At 63.1% G+C, this 23,769-nt stretch carries 22 protein-coding genes and 1 tRNA gene; 15 read left to right on the top strand and 8 right to left on the bottom strand.

From position 1 onward, the window contains the following. Positions 1–40: 40 nt before the first annotated feature. Positions 41–1,861, bottom strand: coding sequence for an extracellular solute-binding protein (locus tag WDX12_RS27030; RefSeq protein WP_434722637.1), 1,821 nt, complete (start codon positions 1,859–1,861; stop codon positions 41–43). Positions 1,862–2,155: 294 nt separating this feature from the next. Here WDX12_RS27030 and WDX12_RS27025 point away from each other — a divergent pair, with 294 nt between their 5' ends. Next, entirely contained in the window at positions 2,156–2,776 is a 621-nt protein-coding gene (locus WDX12_RS27025; protein WP_320295623.1) for an invasion associated locus B family protein, read from the top strand. 94 nt (positions 2,777–2,870) lie between these two features. Here WDX12_RS27025 and hspQ read toward each other — a convergent pair whose 3' ends face one another. Continuing rightward, a complete protein-coding gene (gene hspQ, locus WDX12_RS27020) occupies positions 2,871–3,194 on the bottom strand; it encodes a heat shock protein HspQ (RefSeq protein WP_164772605.1) in 324 nt (107 codons plus the stop codon). A 310-nt stretch (positions 3,195–3,504) separates the two neighbouring features. On the opposite strand from hspQ, the gene WDX12_RS27015 reads away from it, so the two are divergent. Then, positions 3,505–4,467 (top strand): AEC family transporter, encoded by a 963-nt coding sequence (locus WDX12_RS27015; RefSeq protein ID WP_434722636.1) that lies wholly within the window; start codon positions 3,505–3,507, stop codon positions 4,465–4,467. Here the strand turns inward: WDX12_RS27015 and WDX12_RS27010 are convergent. Continuing rightward, positions 4,444–5,655: a UbiH/UbiF family hydroxylase gene (locus tag WDX12_RS27010; protein ID WP_434722635.1), complete on the bottom strand. Its 1,212-nt coding sequence runs from the start codon at positions 5,653–5,655 to the stop codon at positions 4,444–4,446. The genes WDX12_RS27015 and WDX12_RS27010 overlap by 24 nt on opposite strands. Positions 5,656–5,756: 101 nt before the next feature. On the opposite strand from WDX12_RS27010, the gene WDX12_RS27005 reads away from it, so the two are divergent. The 8 genes from WDX12_RS27005 (at position 5,757) to WDX12_RS26970 (ending at position 14,182) form a co-directional block, all read left to right on the top strand. Beyond that, complete coding sequence (locus WDX12_RS27005; RefSeq protein WP_434722634.1) at positions 5,757–6,647, top strand: DUF2182 domain-containing protein; 891 nt, start codon at positions 5,757–5,759, stop codon at positions 6,645–6,647. 13 nt (positions 6,648–6,660) lie between these two features. Then, on the top strand, positions 6,661–7,275 hold the full coding sequence (locus WDX12_RS27000) for a DUF1326 domain-containing protein (RefSeq protein ID WP_434722633.1): 615 nt from the start codon (positions 6,661–6,663) through the stop codon (positions 7,273–7,275). Continuing rightward, positions 7,272–8,090 carry a phosphatidylcholine synthase gene (pcsA, locus tag WDX12_RS26995; RefSeq protein WP_434722632.1) on the top strand — a complete coding sequence of 273 codons (819 nt, stop codon included), beginning with the start codon at positions 7,272–7,274 and terminating at the stop codon, positions 8,088–8,090. The genes WDX12_RS27000 and pcsA overlap by 4 nt, the downstream gene beginning before the upstream one ends. 135 nt (positions 8,091–8,225) lie before the next feature. Beyond that, complete coding sequence (locus WDX12_RS26990) at positions 8,226–9,203, top strand: quinone oxidoreductase family protein (RefSeq protein ID WP_434722631.1); 978 nt, start codon at positions 8,226–8,228, stop codon at positions 9,201–9,203. A gap of 247 nt (positions 9,204–9,450) precedes the next feature. Then, positions 9,451–11,016, top strand: coding sequence for an ABC transporter ATP-binding protein (locus WDX12_RS26985; RefSeq protein ID WP_434722630.1), 1,566 nt, complete (start codon positions 9,451–9,453; stop codon positions 11,014–11,016). Next, complete coding sequence (locus WDX12_RS26980) at positions 11,013–12,143, top strand: ABC transporter permease (protein ID WP_434722629.1); 1,131 nt, start codon at positions 11,013–11,015, stop codon at positions 12,141–12,143. Before WDX12_RS26985 ends, WDX12_RS26980 begins: the two co-directional genes overlap by 4 nt. Beyond that, positions 12,143–13,063 (top strand): ABC transporter permease, encoded by a 921-nt coding sequence (locus WDX12_RS26975; protein ID WP_320295614.1) that lies wholly within the window; start codon positions 12,143–12,145, stop codon positions 13,061–13,063. Before WDX12_RS26980 ends, WDX12_RS26975 begins: the two co-directional genes overlap by 1 nt. 51 nt (positions 13,064–13,114) lie before the next feature. Beyond that, on the top strand, positions 13,115–14,182 hold the full coding sequence (locus WDX12_RS26970) for a BMP family ABC transporter substrate-binding protein (protein WP_320295613.1): 1,068 nt from the start codon (positions 13,115–13,117) through the stop codon (positions 14,180–14,182). 83 nt (positions 14,183–14,265) lie between these two features. Here WDX12_RS26970 and rimO read toward each other — a convergent pair whose 3' ends face one another. From rimO to WDX12_RS26955, 3 genes are all read right to left on the bottom strand, one after another. Beyond that, a complete protein-coding gene (gene rimO / locus WDX12_RS26965) occupies positions 14,266–15,579 on the bottom strand; it encodes a 30S ribosomal protein S12 methylthiotransferase RimO (protein ID WP_434722628.1) in 1,314 nt (437 codons plus the stop codon). Between the two features lie 181 nt (positions 15,580–15,760). Continuing rightward, on the bottom strand, positions 15,761–16,447 hold the full coding sequence (locus tag WDX12_RS26960; RefSeq protein ID WP_320295611.1) for a TerC family protein: 687 nt from the start codon (positions 16,445–16,447) through the stop codon (positions 15,761–15,763). A 168-nt stretch (positions 16,448–16,615) separates the two neighbouring features. After that, complete coding sequence (locus tag WDX12_RS26955) at positions 16,616–17,023, bottom strand: DUF930 domain-containing protein (protein WP_320295610.1); 408 nt, start codon at positions 17,021–17,023, stop codon at positions 16,616–16,618. A gap of 295 nt (positions 17,024–17,318) precedes the next feature. Between WDX12_RS26955 and WDX12_RS26950 the strand changes: the two genes are divergently transcribed. Beyond that, positions 17,319–17,879, top strand: a complete 561-nt coding sequence (locus WDX12_RS26950) for an autotransporter domain-containing protein (RefSeq protein WP_434722627.1) — start codon at positions 17,319–17,321, stop codon at positions 17,877–17,879. Positions 17,880–17,891: 12 nt separating this feature from the next. Here WDX12_RS26950 and WDX12_RS26945 read toward each other — a convergent pair whose 3' ends face one another. Further along, positions 17,892–18,491 carry a hypothetical protein gene (locus WDX12_RS26945; RefSeq protein WP_434722626.1) on the bottom strand — a complete coding sequence of 200 codons (600 nt, stop codon included), beginning with the start codon at positions 18,489–18,491 and terminating at the stop codon, positions 17,892–17,894. Between the two features lie 145 nt (positions 18,492–18,636). Further along, positions 18,637–18,726 (bottom strand) — tRNA-Ser (locus WDX12_RS26940). 608 nt (positions 18,727–19,334) lie between these two features. Between WDX12_RS26940 and WDX12_RS26935 the strand changes: the two genes are divergently transcribed. The 4 genes from WDX12_RS26935 (at position 19,335) to WDX12_RS26920 (ending at position 23,706) form a co-directional block, all read left to right on the top strand. Beyond that, positions 19,335–20,600 (top strand): septal ring lytic transglycosylase RlpA family protein, encoded by a 1,266-nt coding sequence (locus WDX12_RS26935; RefSeq protein ID WP_434722625.1) that lies wholly within the window; start codon positions 19,335–19,337, stop codon positions 20,598–20,600. A 128-nt stretch (positions 20,601–20,728) separates the two neighbouring features. Then, the gene (locus tag WDX12_RS26930) at positions 20,729–21,907 is read left to right on the top strand and encodes a D-alanyl-D-alanine carboxypeptidase family protein (protein ID WP_434722624.1); all 1,179 of its coding nucleotides are present in this window, start codon (positions 20,729–20,731) and stop codon (positions 21,905–21,907) included. A 72-nt stretch (positions 21,908–21,979) separates the two neighbouring features. Next, positions 21,980–22,654, top strand: coding sequence for a dTMP kinase (gene tmk / locus WDX12_RS26925; protein WP_320295604.1), 675 nt, complete (start codon positions 21,980–21,982; stop codon positions 22,652–22,654). Further along, complete coding sequence (locus tag WDX12_RS26920) at positions 22,651–23,706, top strand: DNA polymerase III subunit delta' (protein WP_434722623.1); 1,056 nt, start codon at positions 22,651–22,653, stop codon at positions 23,704–23,706. The genes tmk and WDX12_RS26920 overlap by 4 nt, the downstream gene beginning before the upstream one ends. Positions 23,707–23,769 lie beyond the last annotated feature (63 nt).

The following is a 23,769-nucleotide window of genomic DNA, read 5'->3' as shown; positions in this document are numbered from 1 at the left end:
CCGAAAACCGCTTCACACTTTTCGGCATCACGCTCTGGCATCAGTTGGGCTTTCGCCACCAGGTCGGCAGCTGATAGCCGAATATGGGGGTCTTTTGCGGATGTTCCAGATAGCTCCAGTAGGCGAGCCATTGCTGCGTGTTGTATTGCATCGGCACGATGTAGTTGCCTGAGATCAGCAGCCGGTCGAGCACGCGCACCGCCGCGACATAGTCTTCCTTGGCGCGGGCGTTCAACATGGCGTCGATCGCGGCGTCGATCGCCGGATCGGCGACGCCGGCGAGATTGAACGATCCTTCCGTCTTCGCGGCGACCGATCCCCAGCGACCGAGCTGCTCGCTGCCGGGCGACAGCGAATTGCTGAAGCCGCTGGTGCCGATCAGTACCTCGAAGTCATAGCGTTGCTTGCGCGACTGGATCTGGTCGCCGTCGAGGGTGCGGATGCCGACGCCTATGCCGATCTTCTCCAGGGTGCGTTGGTAGATGGAAGCCAGCCGCTCCTCATCCTGCGACGAGGTCAGGATCTCGAAGCTGAAGGGGTTTCCCTGCGGGTCGAGCATCTTGCCGTCCTGCACGCGGAAGCCGGCGCTCCTCAACAATTCGAAGGCGGCTTTGAGCACCTTGCGATCCTGACCCGAACCATCGGTCACGGGTGGGTGCCAGGTGCCGTCCATCACATCTGGCGGCACGCGGCCTGGATAGGGGGCAAGCAGCGCCTTTTCGCGGTCGTCGGCCGGGTGGCCGAGCGCGGACAGCTCGGAATTCTGCCAGTAGCTCATGGTGCGGTTGAACTTGCCGCCGAACAGGTTCTTGTTCGCCCATTCGAAGTCGAAGAGCATGCCGAGGGCGCGGCGCACGACCGGGTTGGCGAACTTCGGCAGCCTGGTGTTGAACAGGAAGCCGGTCACCACCGGGGGGATGCCGGTGTTGAAATATTCTTCCTTAACGTCGCCCCTTCGGAAGGCCGGAAAGTCGATGTCGCGCTCACGCTTGACCGGATCGGTCTCGTCGTCGAGGGCGCAGATTCCTTTCTTGAACGCTTCCGTCTTGGCGTTGGCGTTCAGAAAATACTCGATGGTGATCTGGTCGAAATTGTCGAAGCCGCGTTTCGACGGAGTGTCCTTGCCCCAATAACCCGGGTTGCGCTTGAAGACGATGCGCTGCCCCGGCAGCACCTTGTCCACGGTGTAGGGCCCGCTGCCGATCAGCGGCTTCAGCGTGGTCTTGTCGAACGTGTCCTTGTCGAAGGCATGCTTCGGGACGATCGGCGTCAGCGCGACGATCAGCGGGAATTCTCGGTTGGCCTTGTCGTTGAAGGTGAATTTCACGCTGTGGTCGCCGGTCTTCTCCAGCTTGGCGATCATGCTCATGCGGTCGCTGTAGGGCGGGCGGCCCTTGTCGGTGAAGACGTCATAGGTGAACAGCACGTCCTCCGGCGTCACCGGCTGCCCGTCCGACCATTTTGCGTTGGGGTTGAGATGGAACTCGATGCTCTTGCGCTCCGGATCCATGTCGGCGCTGTCGGCAAGCAGCCCATAGAGGCTGAAAGGCTCGTCATAGCTGCGCTGCATCAGCGGCTCGAAGACGAGATTGCCGTAAACGGTGTCGATCATGCCGCGCGCCGTGGTGCGCAGGCTTTTCAGGATGAAGGGGTTGAGGTTGTCGAAGGAGCCGACGACGCAATAAGTGACGCTTCCGCCTTTCGGCGCGTCCGGATTGACGTAGTCGAAATGCTGATAGTCGGGCGGCAGTGCCGGCTCGCCTTGCATGGCTATGCCGTGCTTCGGCTCCGACTGTGACGGAAGGAGCGAAAGAGCCAGAAACGAGGTCGCGGCGATCAGCCGAACGAGAACGCGGTCCATGACCGTCTCCTTGCCGGGCGGCTTTGTGATTCGCCATGCACCGTAGAGCATTTCCTTACCCGATTGAATCGGTGCCCGAATGGGAATCGGGTTCAGCCGCTCCCGCGCTGACCGACGCTCGCCATTGGGAGAGGAACCGCGAAGAAATCGCGGAAACCGGGCTGGATTCGGCGCCGCTGGCAGTGTAACACGCGCTCCGAAGTCATCCTGTTGCCTCATTTGGGCAACAGGTAGCTGGACCACACGGCGCGAAGAAGCCGGTCCCCGGGATCATTTGAGAGGAAAGTGCACCATATGACGATCAACGCGTACCGCCTTTCGGTGCTGGCCGCAGGCGTGGTCGGCGTTCTGGGCGCCGGGCTTGTCACCGCCTCGGCCCAACAGCAGCCGCAGATTCCTCAGGGCTGGTTCAAGGCCTGCACCAAGCAGGAAGACGTCGACATCTGCAATGTGCAGAACATCGTCACGGCCGGCAACGGCCAGCTCGTCACCGGCGTCAGCCTGATCGAGCTCAAGGGCAAGGTGAACCGCAAGGTCTTCCAGGTCACGGTCCCGACCGGCCGCCTCGTGCCTCCCGGCATTGCGCTGCAGATCGATGCCGGCAAGGCGCAGAAGCTCGACTATGTGATCTGCTTCCCGGACCGTTGCGTGGCGGAAGTGCCGCTGAGCGACCAGCTCGTCGCTTCCTTCAAGAAGGGGCAGGGCATCACGCTCACCTCGATCAACTTCCAGAACCAGCCGAACCCAATCAAGATCGCGCTCAGCGGCTTCAGCGGCGCCTATGACGGCCCGCCGCTGCAGCAGTCGGACATCGAGGACCGGCAGAAGAAGCTGCAGGACTTCGTCGCCAAGAACAACCAGGACTTCGCCAAGAAGCTCAAGGACGAGCAGGACAAGGCCAAGACCGCGAACTGATCGCGTCAGCGCGTTTCTCGGAACAAAAAGCGGGGCACATGCCCCGCTTTTTTGTTGTCGCCGCGCCGCGCGCGTTGGGCGACATTCGTTGGCTTCAGTGCTTCGACTGGCGTTTCGGCTCGTAGCGGCCGTCCGGCAGCTTGTCGAACATCTCGCCGATCTGCGGATGCCGTACCGGTTCGCCCGACCGGTCCTCGAGCAGGTTCTGCTCGGACACATAGGCGATGTACTCGGTCTCCGAATTTTCCGCCAGGAGATGGTAGAAAGGCTGGTCCCTGCGTGGACGCACGTCGGCGGGAATGGCCTCGTACCATTCCTCGGTGTTGGCGAATTCGGGATCGACGTCGAAGATCACGCCGCGGAACGGAAACAGCCTATGGCGAACCACTTGTCCGATCGAGAATTTGGCCGTTTTCATCACGTTCACCACCTGCAGCGCCGCGCGTCCTCTCGGACGCGCAAAGGACGCTGCAGCACTTTAGTTTTGCGCATGATCCTCTTCGAAAATCGATCCGATTTTCGGGCCATGCGCTGTTCCGAGGCGCCTGTCGTGGCTGCGCGCAAGGCGCCTAAGATCTTGAATTTACACGTCACCCGGCCAGAAATCGACCCCGACTTTCGGCTTGGTGCCTATTTGGCGCAGGCGCGGCGGCAATTCAATAGCCAACGCCTTGACCTCAGCCGAAGCAACGGGTTAGCCCGCACGGGAGTTTTCTGCCCGAGCGAAAATGTCTGACGTCATCGGTCTCGTCCTTCCATTCTTCGGCATGATCTTTGTCGGTTTCCTGGTGGCGCGCATCACCAGGCAGCCGCTGGAAGCGCTCGGCTGGATGAACATTTTCATCGTCTATGTCGCGCTGCCGGCCCTGTTCTTCCAGTTGCTCGCCAAGACACCGTTCGAGCAGTTGACGGAGTGGAGCTTCATCCTTGGCTCGCTGATCGCCACCTATGGGATCTTCACACTGATGTTCGCCTGGTCGGTCTTCGTTTCCCGCGGCGGGATCGCGCCGGCGACGATCACCGCCCTTGCCGCGGCTTACGGCAACATCGGCTATATGGGCCCGGGGCTTGCCTTGCTGGCGTTCGGCGAGCAGGCGGCGGTGCCGGTGGCGCTGATCTTCTGCTTCGAGAACATCGTGCATTTCACCGTGGCGCCGATGATGATGGCGTTGTCGGGCAAGGAGAAGGCGCCGCCGCTCCAGCTGGTGCTCGGCGTCGTGAAGAAGATCGCGCTGCATCCCTTCATCATCGCGACGGCGCTTGGCGTCGCCGCCGCCTATGTGGAGTTCCGCCCGCCGCTGCCTGTCGATCGCTTCCTGGACTATCTCGCCCGCGCGGCCGCGCCCTGCGCCCTGTTTGCCATGGGGGTGACGCTGGCGCTCCGACCGCTCAACCGCGTGCCGCATGAACTGGCGTTGATCGCCGGGCTGAAGCTTATCGTCCACCCGCTGCTTTGCTATGTCGTGCTGAGCTGGATCGGCAATTTCTCGCCGACCTGGGTCTTTTCCGCCATGCTGCTGGCGGCACTGCCGACGGCGACCAACGTCTTCGTGATCGCGCAGCAATATGACGTATGGGTGCAGCGGGCTTCGGCCAGCGTGCTGATCACGACATGCCTTTCAGTGGTGACGGTGACCGCGCTGCTCTACGCGATCCGGCACGGAATCCTAGCGGCCGACCTCTTTCCTTAACCCGCCGGCAATCGCGCGAAAACCGCTGCCGGGCCGCAGTCCCTCGCGCATGAAGAAGGCGCGCAGCGGCGCGAAGCCGCCAAGCGCATTGAGGCCGGCGCTGCGCGCCAGTTGCGCCGGCAGCATGTCGGACAGGAGCGACATGTTGAGCAGGTTCACCGCGCCGCTACGCGCCCATATGTCGGGCCGGCGCCTGGTGTCATAGACGGCGAGGCTCCCTCGCGATCCGGGGTCCGCGCTGTTTTCACTCGCGATTCCAATCAGATCGTCGATATCCCTGATGCCGAGGTTGAGGCCTTGGGCGCCGATCGGCGGAAACACGTGCGCCGCCTCGCCAACCAGCGCCACGCGGTTTTGCGCGAAACGGCCGGGCGAGGCCGCCGACAAGGGATAGACCTGGCGACCCGGCTCGACCGAGACGCGGCCAAGCATCGATTGCATCTGCTGCTCAACACGCTCCGACAGGGTTGCATCGTCGAGCGCGGCAAGCTCCAGCGCCGTTTCCGGCTTGACCACCCAGACAAGGCTTGAACGCCTGCCGGGTAGCGGCACCTGCGTGAACGGCCCTGTCTCGGTGTGGAACTCGGTCGAAACGAAGCCGTGCTCGCTGCGGTGGCCGAAATTGAGCACGAGCGCCGACTGCGGATAGGGCCGCGCAAAGGCGCGAATGCCGGCGGCTTCCCGTGCCGGGGACAGGCGTCCGTCGGCGGCAACCGCCAGGGACGCGGAGATTTCGCTGCCGTCGGCCAGCCGGGCGTGGGCCTGATCGGCGTCGAGGCGCCATGACTCGACGGTGGATTTCAGCCATTCGACGCCGCGATGGGCCGAAACGGCATTGGCGAGGATCGGTATCAGATCCTTGTTCGGCAAATTGAGCCCGAATTGTTCCTCGCCGATCTCGCTGGCGCGAAAGGTCACGGTCGGGCTTCGGATCAGCCGGCGGGTGGCGTCGACGATGCGCATCACCTTGAGCGGCGCGGCCTGCGGCTTCAGCTCGGCAAGGACGCCCAGCCGTTCAAGGACCTTCAGCGCCGGATTCATGAGGGCGGTGGTGCGGCCGTCGGCGCTGTTGGCTTCGGGGCCGACCAGCGTCACGCCGAAACCGGCCTCGGCGAAGCCGAGCGCCGCGATCAAGCCGGCCGGACCGCTGCCGGCAACCAGGATGCGGGCTTTGTCGTTGTGCTCCACGCCAGGCTTCCACAATGCGAGGCGACCCTTCGGGCCTTTGTCTGGATATAGGGCAGATCAGCCGGCTTGATCAACGCGGCGATTCAGCCCATTCGATTGCCATGAGTGGTGAGCAGCACGATTTCAGCCATCTCGACCGGGCGGGCCGAGCGACGGCAGGCGTGGCGCGCAGCCCGCGCCTTACGGTCATGCTCACGATCGGCGTCGGGATAGGCCTTGCCTGGCTCCTGCTTGGCGCGATGGCGATCCGCGGCGCTGAAAACAGCCCCGTCGGCGGCCCCGGCGACATGCTGCTGAAGAATCTGCCGAGCCTGCCGTTGCCGGGTTTCCTGGACCGGTTCTTCGCTCTTTGCCTCGCTCCGGCACCGCTTGCCGGACTGGCCGGCCTGCAAGCGCCGGCGCTGGTGATGATGTGGTTCCTGATGGCCGTGGCGACGATGCTGCCTTCGGCGGCGCCCTTGATCCGCACCTATTGTGAAATCGCCGATACGGCGAGGATCAAGGGCGAACTCGTCGCTCATCCGCTGGTGCTTGTTGCCGGATACCTTGCCACATGGCTTGGCGCATCAGTGGGCTTTACGCTGTTGACACTCGCGGTCTACGCGTTTGCCGGTTCCGGCCGGATACTCGATCCCGCCATCGGCATTGCCGGCGCCGCCGCGCTGCTCGTGGCCGGCCTCTATCAGTTCAGCGGCCTGAAACAGGCATGCCTGGAAAAGTGCCGCAACCCGTTCTCGATCCTGTTCGCCAACTGGAGCGCGAAGCCGGCCCGCATCTTCCGTTTGGGACTGGAGCAGGGCGTCTGGTGCCTCGGTTGCTGCTGGGCGCTGATGCTGGTGATGGTTGCCGTAGGCGCCATGAACGTCTTCTGGATGGCGCTGATCGGCCTGTTCACCCTGATCGAAAAACAGACCGGCGGCAGGGTGGCCAGCCGGGTTGCCGGTACGATACTGCTTGTGTGGGCGGCTGCCCTGCTATTAGTTTCGGCGTGAGGGGGAGAATTCGATGACCGACCAAAGCTGGGCAATGAAAGGGGAGTTGGTACTCTCTTGCAATTGCACGGTTTTCTGTCCCTGCGTGCTGTCGCTCGGTAGCCATCCGCCGACCGAGGGCTATTGCCAGACCTGGGCCGGGTTCCGCATCGACGCGGGCCATTTCGGCGACGTCGACCTGTCGGGCCTCAATCTCGGCCTGATCATGGAAATCCCCGGCTATATGAGCCGCGGCAACTGGACGGCCGGCCTGTTCATCGACAAGCGCGCTTCGGTCTATGCGGTGAAGGCGCTGACCAAGATCTTCACCGGCAAGGCCGGCGGCACGACATCGCTGCTGTCGATCCTGGTCGGGAAATTCCTCGGCGTCGAGCAGGTGCCGATCACCTACGAGACGCGCGACAAGACGCGCGTCTTCCAGATACCGAAGATCATCGACGGCGCGGTGACGCCAATTCCCGGCAAGGATCGCGAGAAGGATACGGTGATCACCAATTCGGAATATTGGATTGCGCCTGAAATCATCGTGGCGAAGTCCGACAAGAGCAAGATGCGCGCCTTCGGCCGCAACTGGAATTTCGCGGGCCGCTCGGCCGAAATCTGCAAGCTGGACTGGCGGGGACCGTGAGCAAGAACACAGCGGCCAGAAAAGCAGCCAAGAAGATCGCGGAGCGGATTCCGCTGCCGAAGAAGAAGGTGACGTGGCCGCAGACGCGCGCGTTCTCCGTCCATCTGCTCACCGCATCAGGGTCGTTCCTTGCCTTCCTGTCGCTGGTTGCGGCGAGCGAGGAACGCTGGACGGCGATGTTCTGGTGGCTGGGACTGGCGCTGTTCGTCGACGGCATCGACGGCCCGATCGCCAGGAGGCTCGAGGTCAAGGACATCCTGCCGACATGGTCGGGCGAGCTCCTCGACAACATCATCGACTATGTCACTTACGTGCTCATACCGGCCTTCGCGCTCTATCAGCGCGGTTTCATGGGCGAGAACCTGTCCTTCCTGTCCGCGGCCATCATCGTGGTCTCCAGCGCGATCTACTACGCCGACACCGGCATGAAAACGAAGGAGAACTTCTTCAAAGGGTTTCCCGTCGTCTGGAACATGGTGGTGTTCACGCTCTTCGTCATAGAGCCCGGGCAGTGGGTGTCTTTCGCTGTCGTGGTGGTCGCCGGCATCCTGACCTTCCTGCCGATCAATTTCATCCATCCTGTGCGCGTCGTGCGGTTGCGACCGCTCAATCTCGGCATGACGCTTTTGTGGTGCGCCTTCGGCGCGCTGGCGCTGGCGCAGGCGGCACTTGCCACCTTCTATGACAAGATCGGCGTGCTGGGAGAGCAGGTCAGCGACTTCACCAAGATCGGCATCACGATCACCGGCCTCTATCTCGCCTGCATCGGAGGCATCATGCAGATGTTTCCCAATCTGGGCGCCAAGAAGCCCTGATCCTGGATCAGGATATTTTTGGTCGAATGGTCATCCTGGCCTGGCTGTCCATCGGCGCACGGCCTTCCGGAAACCGATTCTCCGTTTCGGGATCAAGTTTCCGGATTTTGTACGTACCTTTCAGAGAGTTGAGCGATGTCCAAGGCAATCCGTATCCACGCCAATGGCGGTCCCGAAGTCCTGGCCTATGAAGACGCCGATCCCGGCCAGCCGGGAGAAGGCCAGATCCTGATCCGGCACACCGCGATCGGCCTCAACTTCATCGACGTCTACTACCGCTCCGGGCTCTACCCGCCACCCGGGGGTTTTCCGCTGATTCCGGGCGGCGAGGCGGCGGGTGTCGTGCTGGCGCTCGGCACCGGCATCGACTGGCTGAAGCCCGGCGACCGCATCGCCTATGCCGTCAATGTCGGCGCCTATTGCGAGAAGCGGGTGATCGCCGCCGATCGTGTGGTCAAAGTGCCGGACGGCATCAGCGACGAACAAGCGGCGGCGATGATGCTGAAGGGCATGACCGCCGAATACCTCTTGCGCCGCACCTTTCCGGTCAAGGCCGGCGATACGATCCTCTACCACGCGGCCGCCGGCGGCGTCGGCCTGATCCTCGGCCAATGGGCAAAGCATCTCGGCGCGACCGTGATCGGCACCGCGAGTTCCGCCGACAAGATCGTACTCGCGCGGGCGCACGGCTTCGATCACGTCATCAACTACAAGGAGCAGGATTTCGTGGCCGGCGTCACGGCGCTTACGGCCGGGAAGAAATGCGACGTCGTCTACGATTCCGTCGGCGCCGACACCTTCCCGGCATCGCTCGATTGCCTGCGGCCGCTGGGCATGTTCGTGAGTTTCGGCCAGTCGTCCGGGCCGATCCCGCCTTTCTCGATGTCGCTCCTGGCGCAGAAGGGCTCGATCTTCGCAACCCGGCCGACGCTGTTCGTCTACAACGCCAGCCGCGAGGATCTGGTGAAGTCGGCCGAAGCGCTTTTCGACGTGGTCATGAGCGGCGCCGTCGAGATCAAGATCAACCAGCGCTATGCGCTGAAGGATGCGGCAAAGGCGCAAGCGGATCTCGAGGCCCGCAAGACGACGGGAACGACTGTCCTCATTCCTTAGAGCTTTCGGCATCACGCCTTAGCCGACTGCCCTGTTTTTCAGCGACTTGCCGTGCCCGAAGGCACGGCTTGCCTGAAAAGCGCTGCGGATTTGCCTGCGTTCTCTACAGGCCTATCTTAGCCCTTGAGTTTCCGCTGAAATTCTTGAAGCTCTTTCAAGTAGGGTGCTGCTTTCCGATGGGAGCCGGCCGCGCATACCATGCTTTCGGGAACACAGAACATATCCGGGAAACCGGGTGGGAGGCACTGTGAGTGCAAATCATGACGGGGCGAACCTGCTCGAGGTTCGTGGCCTTACCAAGATTTTCGGCACGCTGACTGCGTGCGATCACATCGATCTCAATATCGCAAAGGGCGAGATCCACGCGTTGCTCGGCGAGAACGGCGCCGGCAAGTCGACGCTGGTCAAGATGCTGTTCGGATCGCTCGAACCAAACTCGGGCGAAATCTTCTGGGACGGCAAGCCGGTCAAGATCACCAGCCCGGGCGTGGCCAAGAAGCTCGGCATCGGCATGGTGTTCCAGCATTTCTCGCTGTTCGAAGCGCTCACCGCGGCCGAGAACATCGCGCTTTCGCTCAATGACGGTTCGCCGATCGGCAGCATCGCCGCGAAGGCGAGGGCGCTGTCCTACAGCTACGGCTTGCCGCTCGATCCGGATTCGCTGGTCGGAGACCTTTCGGTCGGCGAACGCCAGCGCATCGAGATTATCCGCTGCCTCTTGCAGACACCGCGGCTCATCATCCTCGACGAGCCGACCTCGGTGCTGACGCCGCAGGAGGCCGACAAGCTGTTCGAAACGCTGGAGCGCTTGCGCTCGGAAGGCAAGTCGATCCTCTACATCTCGCACCGGCTGGAAGAGGTCAAACGCATCTGCGACCGCGCCACGGTGCTGCGCCACGGCAAGGTTGTCGGCCATTGCAACCCGCGCCAGGAGACCGCCGCGTCGCTTGCCCGCATGATGGTGGGCAGCGAGGTGAAGGCGGTAGTGCGCGCGCCGGCGGAAGGCATCGAAACGGCGCCGGCACTGCTGGAAATCCGCAACCTCAGCCGCAAGCCGGCGACGCCCTTCGCAATACCACTCAAGAACATCAATCTCAGCGTGCGCGCCGGCGAAGTGATCGGCATCGCGGGTGTGGCCGGCAACGGCCAGGGCGAGTTCTTCGAATCCGTTTCCGGCGAAGTGCTGCAGCAGGATGCCGGTTCCGTGCGCATTCGCGGCAAGGATGCCGGAGGCCTGGCGATCACCGGCCGCCGCCTGATGGGGGCCGCTTTCGTGCCCGAAGAGCGCCTGGGTCATGGCGCGGCGCCGCGCATGAAGCTTTCGGAGAACCTGCTTCTGTCGCGCCACGCCACCGACGGCAAGGCCTTCGTCGGCTCGGGCGGCATGGTCAAGAACGGCGCCGTCTACAGCGCCGCCCAGCGCATCATCACCGCCATGGACGTGCGCAAGAGCGCGCCGGATCCGGAAGCGGCGGCGCTGTCGGGCGGCAATCTGCAGAAATTCATCGTCGGCCGCGAGCTCGACCGCAAGCCGAGCGTCATGATCGTCAACCAGCCGACCTGGGGCGTGGATGCCGGCGCCGCCGCCCATATCCGCCAGGCGCTGATCGAGTTGGCGCGCAGCGGATCGGCGGTGCTGGTCATCAGCCAGGACCTCGACGAATTGTTCGAACTGTCGGACGCGATCGCCGTCATGCACAATGGCGAATTGTCCAAGCCGCTGGCGATCGCCGAGGCGACTTTCGAGAAGATCGGCCTCTTGATGGGCGGCGCCGAGCCCGGGCACGCCGAACACAGCCTGGAGATGGCATGATGCGCATCGAACTGGTCAAACGCCCGCAGCGCTCGGTGCTGTTCTCCATGCTGTCGCCCTTCATCGCCTTCGCGCTGACGATCATCGCCGGCGCCATCATGTTCGCCTTGCTCGGCGTCAATCCGCTCAACGCCTTCGAGATCTACTTCGTCGAGCCGATCAGCCAGGTCTGGCAGCTGCACGAGCTGGCGATCAAGGCAGCGCCCCTCATCCTGATCGCGGTCGGCCTGTCGGTCTGCTACAAGGCCAACATCTGGAACATCGGCGCCGAAGGCCAATTCATATTCGGCGCAATCTTCGGCTCGATCATCCCGGTGCTGTTCCCGCAATTCGAAGGTCCGCTGGTGATCCCGCTGATGCTTCTGCTCGGCATGGTCGGCGGCGCGTTCTACGCATCCATTCCGGCGCTGCTCAAGACGCGCTTCAGCACCAACGAGATCCTGACCAGCCTGATGCTGGTCTATGTCGCGCAGCTCTTCCTCGACTGGCTGGTGCGCGGTCCGTGGCGCGATCCGCAAGGCCACGGCTTCCCGCAGACCATCCAGTTCGGCGATTCCGCTGTGCTGCCCGAGCTGATGCCCGATGCCGGCCGCGCCAATTGGGGCTTCGTCTTCGCCCTGGTGGCCGCCGTTCTGGTCTGGCTGATGATGAGCCGCATGCTCAAGGGTTTCGAGGTCCGCGTGCTGGGTTCAAGCCCAAGGGCAGGCCGCTTCGCCGGCTTCGGCTTCAACCGGATGGTGTTCTTCACCTTCCTTCTGTCTGGCGCACTGGCCGGCCTTGCGGGCATCTCGGAGGTTTCCGGCGCCATCGGCCAATTGCAGCCGGTGATCTCGCCCGGCTACGGCTTCACCGCCATCATCGTCGCCTTCCTCGGCAGGCTCAATCCGCTGGGCATCGTCGCCGCGGGCCTGGTGCTGGCGCTGACCTATCTCGGCGGTGAGGCGGTGCAGAGCGCGCTCGGCATCTCCGACAAGGTGGCGCGTGTGTTCCAGGGCATGCTTTTGTTCTTCGTGCTCGGCTGCGACACGCTCATCCACTACCGCATTCGCCTGATCGGCATGGCGCTGACGAAGCCGAATGGCGCGACGAAACTCGAAGCAGCGCCCAAGCTCGAGGAGGCCCGCTGATGGACATCACCGTCAACATCCTTTTGACCATCGCGACCGCTGCAACGCCGCTTCTGATCGCGGCGATCGGCGAGCTGGTGGTCGAGCGCTCCGGCGTGCTCAATCTGGGCGTCGAAGGCATGATGATCATGGGCGCCGTCGGCGGCTTCGGCGCCGGCTACCTCACCGGGTCGCCATGGATCGGCCTGCTTGCCGCGATCATCGTCGGCGCGCTGTTCTCGCTGCTGTTCGCCGTCATGACGCTGTCGCTCGCCACCAACCAGGTGGCGACCGGCCTGTCGCTGACGCTGCTCGGCCTTGGCCTCTCGGGCATGATCGGCACCAGCTTCGTCGGCCAGCCGGGCGTGAGATTGCCAAATCTCGACATCCCGGTGATCAGCTCGATCCCGGTTGTGGGCAAGCTGATCTTCGGCCAGGATCCGGTCTTCTATATCTCGATCGCGCTGACCGCGGCGGTGATGTGGTTTCTGTTCAAGACGCGCACCGGCCTGACGCTGCGCTCGATCGGCGACAGCCACACGTCGGCGCATGCGCTCGGCATCAAGGTCATCCGCTACCGCTATCTCGCCGTGATGTTCGGTGGCGCCTGCGCAGGCCTTGCCGGCGGCCACCTGTCGCTGGTCTACACGCCGCAATGGGTGGAGAATATGAGCGCGGGCCGCGGCTGGATCGCGCTGGCGCTGGTGGTGTTCGCTTCCTGGCGTCCGTGGCGGGTGCTGGCCGGCGCCTACATCTTCGGCGCGGTGTGGATCGGCCAGCTTCATGCACAGGCTTTTGGCATTCCGGTACCTTCGCAGTTTCTTTCTTCGCTGCCCTATCTGGCAACCGTCGTGGTTCTCGTTCTAATCTCCCGCAACAAGCGGCTGACGATGATGAACACGCCGGCTTCGTTGGGGCAGCCATTTGTTCCGGATCGTTGACGACAACAAAAAGACGGGAAGCTCCAAGGCTTAACTCAGAGAGGTAACACAATGAAAAAACTGCTTATAGCGTTGATGACCACGGCTGCGGCCCTGTCGCTGGCGGCAACCGCTGAAGCTGCCGACAAGCTCAAGGCGTGCTGGGTCTATACGGGTCCGATCGGCGACTTCGGCTATTCCTACCAGCACGACCAGGGCCGCCTCGAGGTCGAGAAGGCGCTCGGCGACAAGGTCGAGACCGCCTATCTCGAAAACGTATCGGAAGGTCCGGACGCCGACCGCGCTTTCGAGCGCCTGGCGCGCGAGAAGTGCAAGATCATCTTCGGCACATCCTTCGGCTTCATGGACGCCGAAGTGAAGGTCGCCAAGAAGTTCCCAAAGGTGATGTTCGAGCATGCCACCGGCTTCAAGACCGGCGACAATCTCGGCATCTACAATGCGCGCTTCTATGAAGGCCGCTATGTGCTCGGCCAGATCGCGGCCAAGGAATCGAAGAAGGGCCTCGCCGGCTACATCGTCTCCTTCCCGATCCCGGAAGTGGTGATGGGCATCAACTCCTTCATGCTCGGCGCGCAGTCGGTCAATCCCGACTTCAAGGTCAAGATCGTGTGGGTGAATTCCTGGTTCGATCCGGGCAAGGAAGCCGACGCCGCCAAGGCGCTGTTCGACCAAGGCGCCGACATCATCGTCCAGCACACCGATTCGACCGCCGCGCTGCAGGTCGCCGAAGAGCGCAAGCTGCATGGTTTCGGCCAGTCGTCCGACATGATCAAGTTCGCGCCGAACGCGCAGCTGACCTCGCTGACCGACGAGTGGGGGCCGTACTACATCAGCCGCGTCCAGGCTGCTCTCGACGGCACCTGGAAGCCGGACAATGTCTGGCTCGGCATCAAGGACGGCGCCGTCAAGCTTGCGCCCTACACCAACATGCCCGACGACGTGAAGGCGATGGCGGAAGCGACCGAGAAGAAGATCGCCGGTGGCTGGAACCCCTTCACCGGCCCTGTGTCCAAGCAGGACGGCTCGCCCTGGCTGAAGGACGGCGAGGTCGCCGACGACGGTACGCTGCTCGGCATGAATTTCTACGTCAAAGGCATCGACGACAAGCTGCCGCAGTAAGCAGCAAGCAGCTGAACCGAAACGGAAAAGGGCGCCTCCGGGGCGCCCTTTTTTCTTTGAAGCTGCCTTGTTCGTGTGGGCTGTCAGACCGCCGAACCGTAGAGATCGTAGGCGTCGGCGCGGTCGATCTTGACTGTGACGATCTCGCCGGCGCGCAGCGGCCGCCGCGACTGGATGTGCACCGAGCCATCGATCTCCGGCGCGTCGTATTTGGTGCGGCCCTTGGCCGATGTGCCATGCGCCTCGTCGATCAGCACCGGCAGGCGCTTGCCGACCTTTTTTGCCAACTGCGCTGCCGAGATCTTCTGCTGGCGCTGCATGAAGCGGTGCCAGCGCGCTTCCTTGATCTCCTGCGGCACCTGCTCCAGCCCGAGGTCGTTGGAGCGGGCGCCCTTCACCGGCTCGTATTTGAAACAGCCGGCGCGGTCGATCCTGGCTTCGTCCAGCCAGTCGAGCAGCATCTGAAAATCATCTTCGGTCTCGCCGGGGAAACCGACGATGAAGGTCGAGCGGATGGCGAGGTCGGGGCAGACCTCGCGCCAGCCGCGGATGCGGTCCAGCGTCTTTTCGCCATGCGCGGGGCGCCGCATGTTCTTCAGCACCTGCGGCGAGGCGTGCTGGAAGGGGATGTCGAGATAGGGAAGGACCTTTCCTTCCGCCATCAGCGGAATGACGTCGGCGACATGCGGGTAGGGATACACGTAATGCATGCGTATCCAGATGCCGAGCTTGCCGAGCTCCTCGGCGAGGTCGAGGAATTTCGCCCGCACCTCGCGATCGCCAAACATCGATGTCTGGTATTTGATGTCGATGCCGTAGGCGCTGGTATCCTGCGAGATGACGAGGATCTCCTTGACGCCGGCCTTGGCGAGCTTTTCGGCTTCGCGCAGCACATCCGCGGCCGGGCGCGAGACGAGATCGCCGCGCAATGCAGGGATGATGCAGAAGGTGCAGCGGTTGTTGCAGCCCTCGGAAATCTTCAGATAGGCGTAGTGGCGCGGCGTGAGCTTCACGCCCTGCGGCGGCAACAGGTCGACATAGGGATCATGGCTGGGCGGAGCCGCTTCGTGGACCGCCGCCATCACGCTCTCATAGGCCTGCGGGCCGGTGATCGCCAGCACGTTGGGGTGCTTTTCGCGGATGACCTCCGGCTCGGCGCCGAGGCAGCCGGTGACGATGACGCGGCCGTTTTCGGAAAGGGCGGAGCCGATGGCGTTGAGCGACTCGTCGCGCGCGGAATCGAGGAAGCCGCAGGTATTGACGACGACGAGGTCGGCGCCGTCATGCTTGCGTGAGATCTCATAGCCTTCGGCGCGGAGCCGCGTGATGATGCGCTCGGAATCGACGAGCGCCTTCGGGCATCCAAGACTGACGAAACTGACGCGTGGGGCGGACATAAACTTTGTTTTCCAAGAGATGAGAGCGAGATCGAGGATTGAGCCACAGGCTCCGAAGATCGATCTACGTGCGCGGCTTTGAGCCATTTCGCGCGGGCGCAATAGCACGCTTCGGCACAGAAGCAAACCTGCCAGCCGGCCAGGACGAGAGGCGCTGCGCGGACGCTCGCCAGAAAGAGCGTCAGTGGCCGCCCGGCCCGAACCATGGTGCCAGGAAGGCAAAATGGTCGGGAAACTGCTGCACGGCGCCTCCGAGAAGCATGTTCACCGCGACGTAAAGAATGATCAGCAGGCCGATATAGGCGATCCAGCGATACTTGTGCAGAAGGCGTGCGACAAAGGATGCGGCGAAGCCCATCAGCGCGATCGAAAGGGCCAGCCCGATGATCAACACAGTGGGGTGCTTCATGGCCGCGCCGGCGACGGCGAGCACGTTGTCGAGCGACATCGAAACGTCGGCGATGACGATCTGCCAAGCGGCTTGCGAGAAGGTCTTGCGCTTGCTCTTGCCGGAGACCGATCCATCCTTGTTGTAATCGCTGTTCGACAGCGCTTCGGTGGCGTCGCGCTCGTCGTCGTGGCTGACGCGCAATTCGCGCCACATCTTCCAGCACACCCACAGAAGCAGAAGCCCGCCGGCGATCAGCAGCATCGGGCCGATGGTCAGCAGCCATTGCGTGATCAGGGCAAAGATTATGCGCAGGACCGTGGCCGCCGCGATGCCGACAAGGATGGCGCGCTTGCGCTGATCCGCAGGAAGGCCGGCTGCCGCGAGGCCGATCACAATCGCGTTGTCGCCGGCCAGCGCGAGATCGATTGCAACGACCTGGAGGAGAGCTGAAAGGCCTGCGGCAGTGAATATTTCCATCGACTAGAAATCCTTGCCTGAAATGAGCGTAGCCCTTATCCAGACGGCCCTAAAGGCATGGTCCATCGGCGTCAAGGCACAGGCTTGGACATCGCCGGAAAACAACGCCGGCGGCGCAAGCCCTCAAGGATTTCGGGTAGTCGTCGGCAAGGCGGGCAGGGCGGAAAACTAATCGTAGAGATTATATTTGGCCCAGTCGGATTCCGGGATTTCGTCACCGATCTTGTAGCGGAACTGCAGCACTTCCATGTGGTCCGGCCCGGTCTGGCATTTGAACTTCAGCCGGTACCATTGGCCCTTGCTGCGGAAGGCCGCACCCGAGCTCTTGATGGCATCGGCGCTCATCTGCGGCGTGGCGAAGGCGTAGGCCACGACGCGGTCGGCCTTGTAGTTGTGATCGTCGTGACTGATCCGGTCGAGGACTTCGGCGTCACACCGCTGCTCGAGGCGAGTCTGCGGGTCGAGTTTCATCAGGCCGGCGCGCAACGCATTGTCCATCGCCTTGGCCGGCAAGACCAGCGTCAGCGACGCCAGAACCATCAGGCAGAGCTTTTTCATGGGCGCGACAAGCAGCATATTTTGTCTGAGAAATCAAATGAACGCTGCTTCACCAACCGTTGACCGGCGCGCCAATGCGCGCCGCAAAACAATTCGGTCCTTCAATCGTTGCACCCGGCGTACAACTCTCGGTGGCTAGGCTTGCAGAATCGCCAATGTTCGCGAAAACACTCGGGTCTATGTGAGGTGCCGCGTTCATGCGTCTTCCTTCAATCGGGTCGCGATATGCCCAGAAAAGTCAGCCGCTCCAGGACGCATTCGACCGCGTGCGTGGCGCGCCTCGCATGGCGGGGCTGACCGGGACATCGATCCGGTGAATGCGCAGGCATGGGGCGGCGCAGCGTGGGTGCACGAGTTCGAGCCGGACCGCTCGGTGAAGCCAAGTTTCCAGGCGGCTCCGGGCACCTCCTTCGTCATCCAGGGCGCCTCGGCCGCCGAGGATGCGGTTGCCGTCAATGCGGGCCTGAAAATGAACTGGAGCTCGAACACTTCGATGTTCGCCGCTTTCGACGGCAAAGTCGGCGACGGCTTGCAGAGCTATGGCGGCCACCGGCCGATAGTCCGCCGGATCGCGAGGCGGCGGTTGTTCGCAGGGAACGCCCGTATCCTTTCACAATCCTTCGCCCTGGGCATTGGGGACGCCGCTGCAGACGATCCAGTTGCGCGGGGCGCGTGGCAGGCACATGACAGATTTAGGCTTCATCTTCGGCCCCGCGGCGCAACCCGCGTCGCCGGAGTCGGCGGCGTGCGCGAAGGCCGCCGAACCCAGGAAGATTGCCAAGGCGAAGGCTTGTGTTTGCCTGGCCATCACGGATCGCTCCTTGGAAAGTTTAATTTCCTTCGGGCCAGGGCACCCAACGAAACGTCATCCTAGTCCGGATTGGCGCTACTCCTCCGAGACCGGCTTGTAAGTTTCGCATGCCTTTGGGTCGGTTCGGGTCAGCGCAAACGTCCGGTCCTCCTTGCCGAGCGTCATGCTGTGGCTTTCCTCGTCGGCGCTGTTGCCCTCGACATAGATCGGGCTCTGCAGGAAAAGCGTGAGCGATTGGCCGTCCTGCGCCGGGTCGATCAGGCCGTAGCCGGCTTCCTCGGCGGACTCGTCTTCCGTCACGATGCAGTCGAATCCCGCCGGCCCGTTGAAGTTGGGGATCATCTTGTGATCCGAAGTGTCGATCCCGGCACCCTGCCGCCAGTCGCAGGCCGCATAGATGCGTTTTTCCGGGCCCGTGCGCGGCCGCAGCACGATGGTGACGAAGCCCTGCTCGAAGGCCAGGAAAATGGACTTGGTCGTCTGCCTGGGGTGCTGTGCGAGATGCGCGGCGGAGTAGTCGCGCTCAAAGCAGAGGACTGAGCCTTTGGTTGTGGTGAGCGGTGAAAGCGGATCGCTCAGTTCTTTCGCGGCGGCTGGTCCGCCGAGCATGACGGCCAGGCCGGCTGCCAAAACGAGCGGACGACCGAAGCTCGTTCTTTCCATCGACGATTGCATGACAGGCCTCCAGACGTTTCTCATCTCAGAGCATTGGTCGCAGCGCCTGAGCAATCGGTTCATGCTCTGATTTGAAATTGGTCTGTAAGCTGTAATTTGCGCTGTTTTTGACGCGTTTCCATGAGCGCTGCCTTTGGCGCTTTGCTGGCGGAGGGAGTGGGATTCGAACCCACGGTGAACTTGCGCCCACGCCGGTTTTCAAGACCGGTGCCTTAAACCGCTCGGCCATCCCTCCATCGTGATTTCCACGAGGGCGCTTCCGTCTCGTTGGCCACAGGGGCTGTGTCGATAGGACTGCGCGCCATGCTCTAGTGCGTCGCGCAAAGACCTGTCAATCGCAAGGAGCCAATCATGCGCAAGAAGCAATCAGGCGGGCCACCGTCGAGCCGCGAGGCATTCCATCGAATCGGCTGCATTGACAATTCGGCGCAAGGTCGGCCAATGTCGACTTGCTAATATTTCAAGCAGGGGGAAGCTGTGAAGAAAGACTACGAGAAGCCGGTCCTAACGAAGCGCGAGATGCTGTCGCGCGCGACTGCTCAGCAGGCTTCGTCCGCACTGCCACAATAACGGACAAGCGTCTGTTCGCCTGCAGGTTTTGGCTCGCCGATGATCCTTCCTGGCGGTGCGGATATTGCCGGCGTAGCCTCTCGGAATCGGGGCAGGCGGCTTGCCGGGGGTATGGCCCGGCATTCTCGCCATAATCTCGCCCTGTTGCTGCCATAATCGATTAACATCGTGATAAGCAATTCCGGTGCAAAAGGGATTGGGGATCAAGGTGTTGGCCTGGTGGGCGACTTCTGGCCCCGTCGGGTGGCAGCACGGTAGGGGATAATCGAGAACATGCAGACTCCGGCGCGCCCGCGTCTTCGTCGCGCTTCTGCTTTCGCTCTGTGCGCCCTTTCGGGCCTCATTTTGGCTGCCTGCGCCTCGCAGCCCGAACCGAAGGGCATGGTCTACAAGAAGGCTCGCTCCAAGGAATATTTCGCCGAGTCCGAATATGGTGTGAAGGCGAGCCCGCGCGTGCAGTTCATGCGGCGGGGCGGCGGTCGAGACCAGCTCGGCAAGCCCTACCAGGTGCGCGGCAAGTGGTATTATCCGAAGGAAGATAAGAAGGGCTTCACCAAGGTCGGGCTGGCGTCCTGGTATGGTGACGCCTTCCATGGCCGTTTGACCGCCAATGGCGAAGTCTACGACATGACGCATCTTACCGCGGCGCACCCGACGATGCCGCTGCCGAGCTATGCCCGCGTCACCAATCTGGAGACCGGCAGCTCGGTGATCGTGCGCGTCAACGATCGCGGTCCCTACCATGAAGGCCGCATCATCGACGTCTCCGAACGCGCGGCGCAGATGCTCGACTACGACAAGGTCGGCACGGCCAGGGTCAAAGTCGAATATGTCGGCCGCGCGCCGCTCGACGGTGACGACGATCAGTATCTGGTGGCCTCCTATCACCCTGGCAACAACCGGCCGGATCCGTCGGACGGTCTGCCGACCGGCGTGATGGTGGCCATGAACGGCCCGTCGCCGAGCTTGTCGGCAGGCGTGCCGCCGGCCGCCGTGCCGTTCCCTGGACAGTTGACCAATTCGGGGCAGGCTTTTGCCGCGCAGCCGGGCCTGTCGGACCAGCCGACCGTGCAACCAGCGGCGTTCTCGACACAGGGCGCGAGCGATGTCGTGCTGCCCGATTTTGGACCGATCGTGCCGGTACGGCCGGACCTCGCCCTGCCACCGAACTCACCCTTCGCCGTGGCTTCGCTGTCCTATGCGGATGAGCGGGTGCAGCGTGCCGACGTCTTTGCCGCGCTCGATGCCGGCGGCATGTCGCCTGCCGATGTCCTGCAGTCGTGGCGGAAATCGAACCGCCAGGAACAGGCGCCGGCATCCGACTATGTCGCCGCCGGTTCCTTCGACGAAGCCGCGGAGGCAAAGCGCGTTGCTACGGCGCTCGAGCCATTCGGCCGGACCGAGATCCAGCGCACCGAACTCGACGGCAATGACTGGTATGCGGTCAATGTCTATCCGGACGGCCATGGTAGCGTCGACGACCTGCTTCAGGCGGCCTGGTCGCATGGCGCGCCGGACGCGCTGGTTGTGCGTAACTGATCAAATTCGCGCTGCCCGTTGATCCGGCCGAAAAAACCCTGATAGCTTGGCCGCGGGGTAGTCTTTGCGCAATTCCGGGCGAAAACCGTTCAACGTCTCCGGTGTTGCTCAGATTGGGTCGACATTTCATGCAACTGCGCATTTTTCCGCCTTTCACCAGCCTTCTGGGATTGGTGCTGGCGCTGCTTTGCGCGGTCCCGGCAAGCGCGCAGCTTTTCGAGACCAAGGCGACGCAGGCGTTCATGATCGATGCCGACACCGGCACCGTGCTCTTCGCCAAGGATCCCGACAAGCCGATCCCGCCGGCCTCGATGGCCAAGCTGATGACGATGGAAATGGTCTTCAACGCCATCAAGTCGAAGCGCATCACGCTCGACGATACTTTCGTCGTCAGCGAAAACGCCTGGCGCACCGGCGGCGCGCCGTCCGGAACCTCGACCATGTTCGCCAAGCTCAAATCCGAGGTCCGCGTCGGGGATCTGATCCAGGGCGTCACCGTGCAGGCCGCCAATGACGGCTGTATCGTGCTCGCCGAGGGCATGGCCGGCTCGGAAGCGAATTTCGCCGCGCAGATGACCGATCGCGCCCGCCAGATCGGTCTTCAGAAATCGAGCTTCGTCAATTCAACCGGCCTGCCGGCTGACGGCCAGCAGACGACGGTGCGGGAGTTGACGATGCTGGCGCTGCATCTGTGGCGCGACTATCCGGAATTCTTCCACTATTACAGCCAGCCGGACTTCACCTGGAACAAAATCGCGCAAAGAAACCGCAATCCGCTGATCGCCATGGGCATCGAAGCCGACGGCTTCGTGGCCGGCGCCAGCGAGCAGGCGGGCTTCGGCCTGGTCGGCACCGTCAGCCACAACGGCACGCGGGTGATCGCCGCTCTCAGCGGACTGGCAAATGACCGCGAACGCTCCGAAGAGGCGCGCAAGCTGCTCGACTGGGGCTCGCGGTCATTCCAGAAGACCGAGATATTCGCCCAGGACGAGGTGGTCGGCGAAGCGCAGGTTTTCGGCGGCGCCAAGTCGGGCCTGGCCTTGAAAGCGAAAGGTCCGGTCGACATCTTTCTGCCGATCGCCAATCGCGACAAGCTGACCGCCAGGATCGTCTACCAGGGTCCGGTATCGGCACCGGTCGAGGAGGGGCAACCGGTCGGAGAATTGCGCGTTTGGATAGGCGATACGCTGAGCCAGCAGACGCCGCTCTATGCCGCCGAGTCGGTGAAAGTGGGCACGCTGCCGCAGCGTGCGCTCGACGCGGCCAAGGAACTCGCTGTCGGCTGGCTGCGTCAGAAACATTTGTGATCGGGCAAGTTCGTGGACCTTTTGTCGGACGGGAGCTATGACAGCGGCCAGCACGGGCAAAGGCAGTCTCGATTGGCGAGCGGATTTTTCATCACCTTCGAGGGCGGCGAAGGAGCAGGCAAGTCGACGCAGATCGAGCGGCTGGCGCGGCGCATGCGCGCCAAGAAATATGAAGTGCTGGTCAGCCGCGAACCAGGCGGATCGCCCGGCGCCGAGGCCGTAAGGCATGTGCTTCTGTCGGGCGCGGCCGAGCCGTTCGGCCCAAAGATGGAGGCGATCCTGTTCGCCGCCGCGCGCTCCGACCATGTCGAGCAGGTGATCCGGCCGGCGGTCGAGCGGGGCTCGATCGTGCTGTGCGACCGCTTCATCGATTCCTCGCGCGTCTACCAAGGCGTCACGGGCGGCCTCGATGCTGATTTCATGAAAGCGCTGGAGGCAGTGGCCATCAACGGCATGATGCCGGACATGACGCTGATCTTCGACATCGATCCGGTCGAGGGCCTGAAGCGGGCCACGGCGCGGCGCGGGGCAGGGGACGCCGCCGATCGCTTCGAAAAGGAGACCTTGGCCATTCACCGGCGACGGCGCGAGGCTTTCCTTGCCATTGCCGAGGCGGAGCCGGAGCGCTGCATCGTCATCGACGCTTCCGCCGATCCCGATACGGTGGAGAATGTCGTCACCGCCGCCGTCTTCACGGCGCTGGAAGAGCGAATGCCGGCGCAAAGGATTGAGACGGCGCCGGCATGATCTTCGAACGCATCGCTCCGGAACAGCATGACACGCTGGACGGCGTGCCCGAGCCGGCTGAAACGGCGCGGCTGGTTGGCCACGCGACGGCGGCCGGGATGCTTGCGAGCGCCTACCGCGGCGGCAAGCTGCCGCACGCGCTGATTTTCACCGGGCCGCAAGGCATCGGCAAGGCGACGATGGCCTTTCACATGGCGCACCATCTTCTGAGATATCCGGATTTCAAGACGGCGCCCGACATGCTTGCCGTTCCCGATCCGGCCTCCTCGCTGTTTCGCCAGATCGCCACCGGCGCGCATCCTTCGGTGCTGCACCTCACCCGTCCGGCCAACGACAAGACCAAGAGCTTCAAGACGGTGCTGACCGTCGACGAGATCCGCAAGGTCAGCCGCTTCCTGTCGATGACCTCGCATGACGGCAGCTACCGGGTCGTCATCGTCGATCCGGCCGACGACATGAACACCAACGCCGCCAATGCCTTGCTCAAGAATCTCGAAGAGCCGCCGGCGCGCACATTGTTCATTCTGATCGTGCACGCGCCGGGCAGCCTGTTGCCGACGATCCGCTCGCGCTGCCAGATGGTGCGGCTGGCGCCGCTGGCCGCCGACGAGCTGATGACGGTGCTGGAGAATGTCGAGCCGCCGCCGCCGGACGATCCGGCCGCGCGCGCGGCGCTTGCCGAGCGGGCAGGGGGCAGCGCCCGCAACGCGATCCTGCTCACCCAGTATGGCGGGCTGGAGATCGCCGGCGCGCTCGACACGCTGGTGGCGGCCAGGAAGCCTGACATCGCCGGCGCCCATCGCCTTGCCGAAGCCGTGGCCGGACGCGACCAGGCGATCCAGTTCGACATCTTCAACCGCCGCGCGCTGGACCTGCTTTCGGCCGCCGCCAGCGAGGCGGCTTTGTCCGGCGATCTCGCCAGGGCCAAAACACTGTCCGAGGCTTGGCACGAGGCGCTGAACACGATATCTGAGGCAGAGACCTACAATCTCGACAAGAAGCAGCACGCCCTGACCATGATCGACCGCCTGAATTCTGCGATGCGAATGTGAATGCGTCCTTGTCCTCGGGATGGCAATCGCCGTCTCGATGAGATATCCACCGCCACACTTCCC

The organism is Mesorhizobium sp. RIZ17, from assembly GCF_051127865.1.
GTDB lineage: Bacteria > Pseudomonadota > Alphaproteobacteria > Rhizobiales > Rhizobiaceae > Mesorhizobium > Mesorhizobium humile.
Note: the sequence above shows the minus strand (reverse complement) of the source record. Positions and strands in the feature narration are given on the sequence as shown.

Coding starts and splice junctions, on each gene's coding strand:
- WDX12_RS27030 (WP_434722637.1), bottom strand. CDS start 1,861: ATGGACCGCGTTCTCGTTCGGCTGATCGCCGCGACCTCGTTTCTGGCT.
- WDX12_RS27025 (WP_320295623.1), top strand. CDS start 2,156: ATGACGATCAACGCGTACCGCCTTTCGGTGCTGGCCGCAGGCGTGGTC.
- hspQ (WP_164772605.1), bottom strand. CDS start 3,194: ATGAAAACGGCCAAATTCTCGATCGGACAAGTGGTTCGCCATAGGCTG.
- WDX12_RS27015 (WP_434722636.1), top strand. CDS start 3,505: ATGTCTGACGTCATCGGTCTCGTCCTTCCATTCTTCGGCATGATCTTT.
- WDX12_RS27005 (WP_434722634.1), top strand. CDS start 5,757: ATGAGTGGTGAGCAGCACGATTTCAGCCATCTCGACCGGGCGGGCCGA.
- WDX12_RS27000 (WP_434722633.1), top strand. CDS start 6,661: ATGACCGACCAAAGCTGGGCAATGAAAGGGGAGTTGGTACTCTCTTGC.
- WDX12_RS26990 (WP_434722631.1), top strand. CDS start 8,226: ATGTCCAAGGCAATCCGTATCCACGCCAATGGCGGTCCCGAAGTCCTG.
- WDX12_RS26980 (WP_434722629.1), top strand. CDS start 11,013: ATGATGCGCATCGAACTGGTCAAACGCCCGCAGCGCTCGGTGCTGTTC.
- WDX12_RS26975 (WP_320295614.1), top strand. CDS start 12,143: ATGGACATCACCGTCAACATCCTTTTGACCATCGCGACCGCTGCAACG.
- WDX12_RS26970 (WP_320295613.1), top strand. CDS start 13,115: ATGAAAAAACTGCTTATAGCGTTGATGACCACGGCTGCGGCCCTGTCG.
- rimO (WP_434722628.1), bottom strand. CDS start 15,579: ATGTCCGCCCCACGCGTCAGTTTCGTCAGTCTTGGATGCCCGAAGGCG.
- WDX12_RS26960 (WP_320295611.1), bottom strand. CDS start 16,447: ATGGAAATATTCACTGCCGCAGGCCTTTCAGCTCTCCTCCAGGTCGTT.
- WDX12_RS26955 (WP_320295610.1), bottom strand. CDS start 17,023: ATGCTGCTTGTCGCGCCCATGAAAAAGCTCTGCCTGATGGTTCTGGCG.
- WDX12_RS26945 (WP_434722626.1), bottom strand. CDS start 18,491: ATGCAATCGTCGATGGAAAGAACGAGCTTCGGTCGTCCGCTCGTTTTG.
- WDX12_RS26935 (WP_434722625.1), top strand. CDS start 19,335: ATGCAGACTCCGGCGCGCCCGCGTCTTCGTCGCGCTTCTGCTTTCGCT.
- WDX12_RS26930 (WP_434722624.1), top strand. CDS start 20,729: ATGCAACTGCGCATTTTTCCGCCTTTCACCAGCCTTCTGGGATTGGTG.
- WDX12_RS26920 (WP_434722623.1), top strand. CDS start 22,651: ATGATCTTCGAACGCATCGCTCCGGAACAGCATGACACGCTGGACGGC.